The 11,221-nt window shown below is 62.4% G+C and carries 8 protein-coding genes; 7 read left to right on the top strand and 1 reads right to left on the bottom strand.

Features of this window, described 5'->3' with window-relative positions; translation table 11 throughout:
• Positions 1-28 precede the first annotated feature (28 nt).
• The 6 genes from FND50_RS26695 (at position 29) to FND50_RS26670 (ending at position 9,170) form a co-directional block, all read left to right on the top strand.
• Positions 29-1,051, top strand: a complete 1,023-nt coding sequence (locus tag FND50_RS26695; protein ID WP_144287691.1) for a hypothetical protein — start codon at positions 29-31, stop codon at positions 1,049-1,051.
• Positions 1,048-2,217, top strand: coding sequence for a TRAFAC clade GTPase domain-containing protein (locus tag FND50_RS26690; RefSeq protein WP_144287690.1), 1,170 nt, complete (start codon positions 1,048-1,050; stop codon positions 2,215-2,217). The genes FND50_RS26695 and FND50_RS26690 overlap by 4 nt, the downstream gene beginning before the upstream one ends.
• Positions 2,218-2,267: 50 nt before the next feature.
• Entirely contained in the window at positions 2,268-4,445 is a 2,178-nt protein-coding gene (locus tag FND50_RS26685) for an McrB family protein (RefSeq protein WP_144287689.1), read from the top strand.
• A complete protein-coding gene (mcrC, locus tag FND50_RS26680; protein ID WP_144287688.1) occupies positions 4,445-5,602 on the top strand; it encodes a 5-methylcytosine-specific restriction endonuclease system specificity protein McrC in 1,158 nt (385 codons plus the stop codon). Before FND50_RS26685 ends, mcrC begins: the two co-directional genes overlap by 1 nt.
• 51 nt (positions 5,603-5,653) lie before the next feature.
• Complete coding sequence (locus FND50_RS26675) at positions 5,654-6,649, top strand: HNH endonuclease (RefSeq protein ID WP_260850724.1); 996 nt, start codon at positions 5,654-5,656, stop codon at positions 6,647-6,649.
• Between the two features lie 70 nt (positions 6,650-6,719).
• Positions 6,720-9,170, top strand: a complete 2,451-nt coding sequence (locus FND50_RS26670; RefSeq protein WP_144287687.1) for an AAA family ATPase — start codon at positions 6,720-6,722, stop codon at positions 9,168-9,170.
• A 56-nt stretch (positions 9,171-9,226) separates the two neighbouring features.
• Here FND50_RS26670 and FND50_RS36350 read toward each other — a convergent pair whose 3' ends face one another.
• Positions 9,227-9,442 (bottom strand): hypothetical protein, encoded by a 216-nt coding sequence (locus tag FND50_RS36350; protein WP_186301157.1) that lies wholly within the window; start codon positions 9,440-9,442, stop codon positions 9,227-9,229.
• 279 nt (positions 9,443-9,721) lie between these two features.
• On the opposite strand from FND50_RS36350, the gene FND50_RS26660 reads away from it, so the two are divergent.
• On the top strand, positions 9,722-11,035 hold the full coding sequence (locus tag FND50_RS26660) for a hypothetical protein (protein ID WP_260851064.1): 1,314 nt from the start codon (positions 9,722-9,724) through the stop codon (positions 11,033-11,035).
• The last annotated feature ends 186 nt before the right edge of the window (positions 11,036-11,221 follow it).

The raw sequence follows: 11,221 nt of genomic DNA, 5'->3' as shown, positions 1-11,221 counted from the left end.
GCGGGACGACAGGACGCATGCGCACCGCATGCAGGGGAAAGGGATCGAACTGATGTCGGGATATGTGCTGAACGGGGCGGGCCGCGTCGAACTGCCCAACCGGCCGCTCGCGGTCACCGTGGCCGCGGTGACGACGGCCGTCGCGGTGCGTGCCACGCTGCCCGACGGCAGGCCGGCCGAACCGGCGCTGTATCCGCGGGTCGGGTTGCTGATCCTGCCGCGGGTCGACTCGGAGATCGTCGTCGTGGCCCGGCCGGACGGCGAGGGCGCCGCGTTCCCGGACGGGACGGTGCTGCAGGTGACGATCGGCGTCGACAGCAGTCGTGACCTCGATTCCGAGCGCGCCGAGCTGACCCCCGTCGACGTGTCGGGGCTGCACCAGGTGGAGTTGGCGACGATCGCTCCCGCGGGGCCGAGGGTCGCGATCACCGCCCGCCGCACCGCCGTCGACGTGACGCTGACCGACGTGGGATCCCGGGCCCGGTCGGCCGCGCGGAGTGCCCTCGCGCTCGACCGGCTGCCCGAACCGCGCCGCTTCGACGTGGAGGTCGACGTCGACACCACCATGTCGATGCTGGCGCGAATCGACGACGGTAGCGTCCGCACGGTGATCGACGTGCTCGCCGGCGTCGCGGCCGTGGTGGGTACCCGGGAAGAGCTGGTGGTCCGGCTGATCGGCCATGCCGTGACCACCCTGCCCGTCACCGAACTGCGGGACGTCGCGAATCAGGTTCAGGCCGAACTCGACTCGGCCGCTCTCGGGATGGGCTTCTGTTCGGCTGCCGTCGACCGGAGTGAGCGCGACACCCGCACCCTGGCTTTCATGGTGACCGATGCCGTTCCCGCCGACTGGTCGAGCGAATGCACCGACACGGTGATCCGTCACCTCGTTCTCGTCGGCGATACCGCCGAGGGCGGACCCGGCGTCACCGCGGTGCCGTCGACCGTCGTGTCCGGCTCGCAGCCCGAGCTCTCGAATCTCTCTGCAATGGTGACCTCGCTTCTGGCCGATGTGTCGGCGAGCTTGTTTTCGGAAGGCGTACGACGATGACGAAGTGCCCCCGGTGTTTCACGACCCTGACCGGTGACCGGTATGCATGGACTGCCGTCGCCCCGACGGACGTCGAGGCCGACGACGTCGCCACCAAGTACCACGGCAGCCCCGTGCGGTCCGGGAAGATCATCGAACTCCAGCGCCCGGCCGACGCCGCCGACGACTGGGCCCCCGAAGACGACTACGCGACGGGGAAGGCCGACGGTCCCGTTGTGGAGGTGTGCCCGCAGTGCCACTACCGGCTGCCCGTCGGCTGGCGTGACGGCCGGGCGGCGTGCATCGCGATGGCCGGCGCCCGGGCCACCGGAAAGACGGTCTACATCGCGGCTTTGGTGAAGACCCTGCAGCTGCTGGGGGAGCGGCTGAACCGGGTGATCGAACCCGCCACCGGTGAGACCGAGGTGAACTTCCGTGAGCACTACGAGCGGCCGCTGTTCGAGGAGCGGGGCATTCTCGAGTCGACCCCGGCGTCGCACACGGGTAACCCGTATCAGCGTGAGCCGCTGATCTTCAGCCTCGGACCCGGCCTACGGGACGACACCCGGCAGTACCTCGTCATCCGGGATGTGGCAGGGGAGGACCTCGAGAACCCGGGCAACGTGAGTGCGACGCATATGCAGTTCTTCGCGCAGGCCGACGGCGTGGTGTTCATGTTCGATCCGCTGAAGGTCGAATCGGTGCGGCAGCAGCTGCACGACCTTGTGCCGGCGCAGGAGCGGGTGGGTGGCGACCCGCGGTCGGTGTTGCGGACGGTGCTGTCGATCATCGGCGCCGGGACCCCGAATCTGGCCGTGGTGCTATCGAAGTTCGATGCGCTGCAAGCACTCGAGCGTGTGGAGGGCAGCGACTGGAGCGAGATCATGTCGCAGCGGGGCGCGGCCTTCCTGCGCGACCCGAGCCTCCAGCGCGCGCCGTACCACGAGGTAGACGGACAACTGCTGCACGAAGAGGTCCGCAGCCTCCTCGACAAGCTCGAGGCGCGGTCGATGGTGATGTCGGTAGACCAGCCGGCCACCGGCAACGCCCTGCCGAGCAGGTTCTTCGCCGTCTCCGCACTGGGCGAATCGCCCGTCGGAGATCGCCTCCACGACAGCGGGATCTCACCCTTCCGGTGCCTCGACCCTGTGCGATGGATCCTCGCGCAGCGGGGGGTGTGGGTGTAGTGACCATAAGAGACATGACAGGTTCAGACGAGTCAATGGCAGGAATTCGCATGATCAATACCGATACGCCGCGTGAATCGGAAGTGTGCTGGTTTGTCGGCGCCAGTTACGGCGGAAGTGTGGATCAGCTCCCGAGGTTCCTCGCGCAGGGGATCTGGGAGAACGGGTACACGGACAAGCATTTGGAGAAGGTTCGGTCGATTCGGCCTGGTGAGCGGATCGCGATCAAGTCATCCTATGTCCGAAAGAACGATCTTCCGTTCGACAACCGGGGCGAGTCGGTGTCGGTCATGGCGATCAAGGCGATCGGCGTAGTAACCGTCAATCATGGTGACGGTCGGCGCGTCGGTGTCGAGTGGACCGAGATCGACCCGAAGCGTGAATGGTACTTCTACACGAATCGCGAGACGATTTGGAAGGTGGAACCCGGAGAGCCGTTCAAGGATGCACTGATCGACTTCGCCTTCAACGGAAGTTCGCAGGATATCGACCGTTTCCGGAACTCCGACTTCTGGCGGGACCGGTTTGGTGACGAGCTGGTTGAGGAGCCGGAGGAGTGGCCCCGCCGCGTGGAGTTCTACGAAGCCGCGGCGGATGCGCTCGTCGCCTATCGCGACAACCGTGCGAAGCTCGTGGCGGGCTTGCACGAAATCGACGATCGAATCAATGTGGCGATGAACCTCCAGGATCGCTTCGCGGATGGCACGACAGGTCCGCTGACCGACATCTGCCCGTTCACGGTCATGGGCCTGTTCAATCGTGGAACCACGGAAGAGAATCGGCGCCTCATCGCGGCAGAGGTCGCAGCGCTCCTCGGAGTCACGGTGCCGGTGCCGACCTCGTTCGTGGGTGTTCCGCAGTTCAACAACCAGAGCTCGTGGTTGTTTCGCTTCGCTGACACGCGAGGCCCGGACGACATCGACACCCTGTGGAACCTGTTCGCCGCGGTACTGGCGATTACCGATGATTCGGCCACTGAGGACGACGCCGAATGGTTGACCAAGTCGTTTGTCGAGGCTTTCGACTCTGCGCGGGAGCTTCCCGTTGGCGCAGCACAGTTGGGGAAGGTCCTCCACTGGGTGCGCCCGTGGGACTGCATCAGCCTCGACCTGAAGACGCAGTCATACTTGCGGAACGTACTTGGGATGGACCTCGACAGATACAACATTTCCGCAGGATTCACCTGCGAGGATTACTTCCGACTGGGTGACGATCTCATCGAGATACTCGATACCGATGCCAGCTCGGTACACAGCTTCCCTGAAGTCACCCTCGCGGCGCTGACCGCTGACGAAGAGACGGATCCAGTATCTGGCGACCAGACTGCTACTCCGATCGAGACGTCGTACACGGTCGACTCGATTCTCGAGGAAGGGTGTTTTCTTACGCGGGAGCGGCTCGATGAAATGTTGGAGAAGCTCCGTACGAAGAAGAACGTCATCCTGCAGGGTCCGCCGGGTACCGGAAAGACGTGGCTCGCCAAGCGGCTCGCGTACACGCTGATTGGCAGCAAGAGCCGGACCACCCTGCGTACGATGCAGTTTCATCCCAACATGTCCTACGAAGACTTCGTCCGAGGTTGGCGTCCGAGCGGAGACGGCCGGCTTACATTGGTGGACGGACCCTTCCTCGAGACGATTCGCGCAGCGATGTCGGCGCCGTCGGTTGACCACGTCCTCGTGATCGAGGAAATCAATCGCGGGAACCTGGCGCAGATCTTCGGCGAGATGCTGACTTTGCTCGAGGCCGACAAGCGCACTCCTGACGAGGCGCTTCACCTCAGTTACCATCACGATGGCGAACGACCGGTGCACATCCCGTCGAACGTCTACGTCATCGGGACGATGAACGTCGCGGACCGTTCGCTTGCCATCGTGGACATCGCACTACGACGTAGATTCGCCTTCTTCGAACTGGAGCCCGCGTTCAACGCGTCGTGGCGGCGGTGGGTGACGGAGATGGCAGGATTGGACAGTGGTTTCGTCACGAAGATCGAGCAACGGATGGGCGTGCTCAACGAACAAATCGCTGATGATCGTGGGCTGGGCAAGCAGTATCGAGTTGGCCACAGCTACGTGACACCCCATCCGGCGGCCGTTCGGCCGAATGCTCATCAGTGGTACCGCCAGGTCGTGGAGAGCGAGATAGGTCCACTCCTGGACGAGTACTGGTTCGACTCGCCTGAGACTGCGGCGGCGGCACGGGCGGCGCTCATCGAGGATCTGTAATGGACATCGCCAGCGAGGATGGTCAGCATGGGTACGTGCTGAGCGGTTCCACCCGCATCCCGGTCCGAAACATCTGGTTGTTGATGTTGTACGCGTCGAAGCTGTATCAGGACGAGGAGTTGGAGCGCGCCGGAATCGAGGATCAGGCGGACGACATACCGGACCTGGTCGCCGAACTTCTCGCCACCGAGGTCGAGCGTCGCCTGCATAGGAATCTGACACGTGGCTTTCGTGAGCGGCGCGCCAACCTGTCTCGCGTAAGGGGGCGTATCGACCTGTTGGAGACGGAGTCCCGTCAACTGCTTCGTCAGGGGCTGGTTGCATGCAGGTTCGACGACCTCACGGTCGACACGCGACGCAACAGGTACGTGAGAGCAGCGCTGGAGACAGCAGTACGACGCACGCGTAGCTCAGACGTGCAGAATCGGTGCCGAACGCTGGCTTCGACGATGAGATCCCTGGGTGTGCAGGGTGTTCGTCCTGGTGCAGGAGAGATGTCGCGGGAGTCTCTGGGTCGGAACGACACGGATGATCGGCGAATGATGTCCGCGGCGCGACTAATGTTCGATCTCCAGATTCCGACGGAGACGACGGGGTCGGAGACGTTTGCTCGTCCGGGGCGCGGTGACGGCCTGCGTGACCTGTATGAGAAGGCAATTCGTGGCTTCTACTCCGCAACGCTGAAGGCGCCCTGGTCGGTGCAGCCGAGGAGAATCCGACAGTGGCCGATCGAAGCTGCGACTGCGCGGATAGGCACCCACCTCCCTCGGATGGAGACCGACACGGTCCTCGAGAACCCGCTCCAGCAGCGTCGAGTCATCGTAGAGACAAAGTTCACGAGCAGCGTGGAGAAGGGGCGATACGGGGTCGAGCGATTCAAGACCGGTCATATCTACCAGCTGTATGCGTATGTGCGAGCGCAGTCGGAGGAAGATCCGCTCGCGCGTCACACGACTGGCGTCCTGCTGTATCCCGCGATTGAAGGTGACCTGAACGAGGCGATGGTCGTGCATGGGCACGTGATCCGGTTCATGAGTGTTGATCTCGCTGCCACTCCACCGACGATCAAGGCGCAGCTGGACCGGGTGATCGACGATGTCAGCATCGGGCCGGACGGCGACATCTACGTCGACGACGGGATTCCGGTTCGCGTGTAGTTCACGGACCTGTCCAAAACCACGGTTACTGAAGTGTTGTGAGGAGACACGTTGGCGCCGAGTCCTATATCCGAGTTCATCGATCCGGCCGATTCATCGTTGGACGAGCAATGGAAATCCGTACTTGCTCGCAAGGTCGTTCCTGCCGGCACTCGCCAGGTGAAGTTCGTCCCGTGCGAAGTGGTGTTGTCGCTGTGCGCATCGCTGTTGGTCGACCACCACAAGTACGGAAGTACGAGCGCGCACAGGGCCGAATATCCCGTGCAGCACCTTTCCAGGTTGTTCAAGCGACCGCCGTCGAGCTTCCTGGCCAAGATGGCGAACTTGGACGGGAGTCGTAGCCACGGTGGTCGTCACGAGATGGAAGTCTCGACGCACCTTCTGTCGGACAGCACGATGATGCAGGACGTCTATCTGCGCATTCTGCGGTCAGCGAGGCGGCAGGGGATCGATCGTCAGCAATTGCCGGACTTTCTCGACCTCGAAGACGGCGGCGCACTGTGGTTGGTGGGGCAGGAAGAGCTGGTAGAGAGCGAGATCGAGAAGTCGTTGGAAGGAATTCTGGAGAAGAGAGCGCGCGAACAGGACGACGTTCCTCTGGAATTGACGCAGCGGCTGCTGACCGCGACAGTCCGCATCGGCCAGCACCGCTTTGCCCAGGGCGTACTCGCCAACCATCAGCATCGGTGCGTGTTCTGTGGATTGAGCGGCATCATCGCGGGAGAGCGGCGTCCGCGGATGCTCACTGCCAGCCACATCAAGCCGTGGCGTGACAGCACGGGCAAGGAACGCCTCGACAACAGGAACGGATTCACCGCGTGCCCCACCCACGACGTCGCGTTCGACACGGGGCTGATCACAGTGGATTCCGATCTCAACGTGCACTACTCGCCAGGAATCGAGAGTGACATGACGATCGAGGCTCCGCTGCGCGCGGCACTCGGCAAACCGCCACTGGCGGACAAACTGATACTTCCCGATGTGGCAGTTCGCCCTGACGTGGTGTACCTCGACTGGCATCGAACTCAGATATTCGTCGCATCGTGATCGGCAAGACTCCCGGCTCGACGCCGGCACGGATCCAGCTCATTGGAGTTAAGGCAGGAAGGACGGTTCGGTGACGAACGACGTACCCGAGTCCGAGCAGTCGCTCGTTGACCTCGTTTTGGAGTTGGCGGACGCGGACGACCAACTGTCGGAGGAAGTCGGTCTCATAGTCTTGGCAGCCTTGGAGGGGGAGGACTCTCTGAGCGACGCTCTCGATTCCGAGACCGCGGCTGCCAACGCTCGCGCGCGTGTCGAATCGAAGTCGACGCCCGACCCGATCGGTGCTTTTTTGGACTCGATCACTGTGACGGGATTTCGAGGTATCGGTCCGAAGACCGAACTCGCTCTGCATCCGGCACCGGGCCTGACAATCGTCAGTGGCCGCAACGGCTCAGGCAAGTCCAGCTTCTCCGAGGCCCTCGAGTATGCCGTGACCGGTACGAGCTACCGGTGGAACAAGCCGTCGAAACAGTGGAGGTCGGGTTGGCGAAACATCCACCATGCATCCCCGTGCGAGATCCGGATACGGCTGGCTGTTGAGCGCGATCAACCCACAACGATCGGCATCGACTGGGCCGACGATGCGGATCTCGATGCACCCAAGTCCTGGGTGCAAACCGCTGGGCAGAAGCGAGTCAATGGCACAGAGTCTTTGGGCTGGGGATCGGCAGTCGACCTGCACCGGCCGATCCTGTCTTACGACGAGCTGGGTGGACTCCTGGAGGAAGGGCCGTCTGTACTTCACGACGCGCTCGCCAAGCTGCTGGGCCTCGAGCAGATCGCGGACGCCGAGAAGAGACTAGCCGCTGAGCTCAAGCCCCGGAAGGAGGCTCGCACCTCGGCAAACACTTTGGGCAAGAGTCTGATGCTTCTACTGGAAGCATCCTCCGACGACCGCGCGTCGAAGGCGCTAGCCAGTGTCAAGGGAAAGCGTGTCGACGAGGCGGCACAGACCGCGACGGGCGGTGGTCACACCGAATCCGAGCCACTTCGGAGCCTCCACTCCTTGGCTGATCTCCGCGAGCCGATCGCCGAGGCCGTCGAACGGGCGGTCCGACAACTCCGCGAAGCCGTTTCGGGTGCGGCTGATGCTGCGAGCGAGGCGATTTCAATCGCGACCCAGCGGAGCGAGCTTCTCGACACTGCCCTGACGCTCCATCGCGAACACGGTGACATGAAGTGCCCCGTGTGCGGTGCGGGTGACCTCGATAGCGATTGGCGACAACGTGCTGAGGCAGACATGTCAGATGACCGCGATCGCCTCCAGGACTTGCGCCGCCGAAAAGTTGCACTCACGGCGGCGCGTCAGGATGCGGCAAATCTCGTCAGCGGCGTAGCCCAGGCTTCCGAGGTGGACGGTGTGGTCCTCGACGCCTTGGAGCCCTACCAGCGTGCGGTGAAGTCGTGGCTTGATTCACCCGACGGTGATCTCGCACTGGCAAACCATCTGGAAAGCATGTACCTCGCTGTGACGGAGTCAGCGAAAGCGCTGCGTGAGGAGGCCGCAGCCGAGGTCGCGGCGAGGGAAGACAGGTGGTCCCCGATCGCAGAACGAATCGTGGAATGGGTAACCGCCGAGCGAAAGGCGCAAGTCGAAGACCCAATCGCCAAGAGACTGGAGACAGCGAAGAAGTGGGTGACGACGAACGCGAGGAACCTGCGTAACCAGCGCCTGGAGCCCATCGCAGTGCAAGCGCGAGAAATCTGGTCGGAGCTCCGGCACGAGAGCAACGTCGACCTCGGCCCGATCACACTCGAGGGCGTCAACACCAGTCGTCGCGTCAACCTCGAGGCTCAGGTGGATGGCGAGCCCGTGGGGGCGCTGGCAGTTATGAGTCAGGGGGAGCTGCACGCACTTGCACTGGCTCTCTTCCTTCCGCGGGCAACTATGCCTAACAGTCCATTCCGGTTTGTCGTTCTCGATGATCCAATTCAGGCAATGGACCCGGCGAAGGTCGACGGCTTCGTGCGGGTTATGTCGCGCATTGCCGAGACTCGGCAGGTGATCGTTTTCTCGCATGACGATCGCCTGGCTTCCGCGGTTCGACAGCTCGGCGTAGATGTGCGTGTCGTCGAGGTTACGCGCGCGTCTTCGTCTGTTGTGCAGGTATCGGAGGCGCTCAACCCCGCGAAGCGTTACGTCAAGGACGCTTTCGCTCTCGTAAGTGATGAGAAGCTGCCCGATGATGTCAAGGGCCGCGTGGCTCCCGGCCTGTTCCGCATGGCGGTGGAAGCTGCTGCTAGACAGGTCTACTACGGCCGGCGCCACATGGCGGGAGACGAACGCGAAGTCATCGAAGCAAAGTGGTTGGAGTCGAAGACAACACAGCAAAAGATCGCCCTCGCAATCCATGATGACCGAACGGCCAACGTTTCAGGGTGGCGAGCGCAGCGAGTTCATCGGACGAACACGATGTCGATCTGCGGTCGTGGAGCGCATCAGGGTGCCGGTGTGTTGAATCGAGATCACACAAGGGACCTCGAGAAGACGGTGAACGATCTGTTGGAGTCCGCGAAGTGAGTACGCAAGCTGCGACGCTTCTTTTCCAGGCTGAGATGCTCTTGGACGGACCGGACTCACGAGGCCGAGTTCACGCCTCTCGGCTCGCGGCGTTTCTCGCTCGGCAGGCGCTGGAAGAGCTCGTCGAAGCGCGGTGCGTGGAAGTCGTGTCCGATGTCGGTCGCGCGTCGATGGCGTCCCGGCTCATTGTGCTGCGGGTTCTCGACGAACCAGATATAGCCGACGCCGCGAGTGTTGCCTGGAACGGCCTGAGTAATGCCTGCCACCATCACGCGTACGAGCTCGCGCCCACGGTGGGGGAGGTGCGGCACATGTGCCGGCTAGTTACGTCGCTACTACCCGACAACCCTGCACGTGGTCAGTGGTGACTGCTCAATCGACTTCAGGTGCAGGTCTAGTCGCGGGTGGTGATTTCTTCAGACACAAGGAGGACTGAATGACCAGGGTGTATGGCATCCTTTGCTAGAAATCAGTGAGACACGGAAGAACCTTGCACCGCGCGGATGCGAGGCGGGTATGTACGTTATTTGAAGAAGGGTGCGGTGCCGAAGATGGCAGACGATGCTTGCCACGCGTCGGAGGAAGCGTTGGGATCGACTGAGCTGGACGACACGCAGCTTGTGGTCATACCTGACGAGTTCGGTGCTGTCGTAGTTGGTGACGGCGCCGCGATGGAAGTGTTCACTGCGGACTGGGATCGTGCCCACGGACTGGGTTTGGTATCCGAGCCAGCCAAACGCCAATTAGACGCAGTCACAAAGATGACGTCGAAGCTGCTAGGCACGACTCGTCCAGTAGCGCGATATGTGTCAGGCATAGAACTCTGGGAGCAAGCGGCCAAACCCGCATCTGGAACCGTAGTCACATTCCACCGGATGACGCGGAGCGCGTCGACCGGGAAGATCCTAGCAAACCCGCAGGTCGCCCCTGCCGCCCTCGTGCCCGGGACCGGTCAGATTCTGCTCGGGCTGGCCGCACTTGAAATGGCACTCGCACAGATGGCTGATCGGATCGACGCCAGACTCGACGTGATCGAAGACAAGGTCGATGACATTCTTCGGCTGGCCTCCGCGCAACGTCTCGGTGACGTATATGGCCACCTTCGCCTGCTGAAGAGGCGGGTGAACGAGATCGATAGCGGCGCGACCATGACTGATACGGACTGGTCGAGCATCGCGGCGCTCGGCGCAGATCTAGAGGTCGGGATTGAACGACTTCGGCATCATGCCGTTCAGCTGCTATCAGAGCTTCACGTCCAAGATTCCGCCGACAAGCGTGCCGATCAGCTCAAGAAGGCAGTCAACAAAGGAATGCTGGGCGAAACGCTACGGCTGCTTCTTGTTTCGCAGCAGTCGCTATACCTGTGGCAGAAGCTGAGGCTCGAACGTGTCCGGGTGTCTGAACCTGATTTCCTGGCACAGACCTTGGACAGCGCGAGGATGACATTACGTGAACACCTGGACGCAGATCGCGACCTTGCGTCGTCACTCCGCCGTGCGCTTGATGCCCATGCGGTTCTCCGAGTAACCGAGGTCCATCGTCCTATGGCCGGTCGTACGCTGACAAAGTACCGAGAGCCGCTGGCACGCATTGTCGACGGCTTCATCGATGCGCGCACCCTCCAGGTTGACGATTGGCTGGGTGGCGATCACGCGAGTGTCAGGGAGGCATTGGTCGCGGCGCGCCTTCAGGTGGCGGGCATTGCGAACGCAAGTCGTAGGCAGATAGCCGCGGGTGTTTCCAGCTTCGCGAAGTGGGTCGGGCCGGCAGAATCTCTGGACGAGTCCAGACAGAAGTCCGAGAACGACGGCAATGACGACGGCGCTGCGACCGAAACGGATATGGTAGACAGCGGCGACAAGTAGCCATTGGCGGTTCAGTCGTCCATGCTTCATGGAGCAAGTTCGCAGGTCGGGAGTGGGTAATGTCGGGCGTGGGTTCAGCCATCGTGTCTCGCGGTATCGCTTGATGTGTGTGGGCGAACGCGACGACGACAGGTCAGTGCGGCTCAGGAAAGTCGCGTCGTCGGTCGTCCATCTTACTGGTGCTGT

The sequence above is a fragment of the Rhodococcus sp. WB9 genome, from assembly GCF_007558985.1.
Lineage (GTDB): Bacteria > Actinomycetota > Actinomycetes > Mycobacteriales > Mycobacteriaceae > Rhodococcus_F > Rhodococcus_F opacus.
Note: the sequence above shows the minus strand (reverse complement) of the source record. Positions and strands in the feature narration are given on the sequence as shown.

Bases quoted from the DNA above. Each gene is read 5' to 3' on its own strand.
- FND50_RS26695 (WP_144287691.1), top strand. From the start codon at position 29: ATGCAGGGGAAAGGGATCGAACTGATGTCGGGATATGTGCTGAACGGG.
- FND50_RS26690 (WP_144287690.1), top strand. From the start codon at position 1,048: ATGACGAAGTGCCCCCGGTGTTTCACGACCCTGACCGGTGACCGGTAT.
- FND50_RS26685 (WP_144287689.1), top strand. From the start codon at position 2,268: ATGATCAATACCGATACGCCGCGTGAATCGGAAGTGTGCTGGTTTGTC.
- mcrC (WP_144287688.1), top strand. From the start codon at position 4,445: ATGGACATCGCCAGCGAGGATGGTCAGCATGGGTACGTGCTGAGCGGT.
- FND50_RS26660 (WP_260851064.1), top strand. From the start codon at position 9,722: ATGGCAGACGATGCTTGCCACGCGTCGGAGGAAGCGTTGGGATCGACT.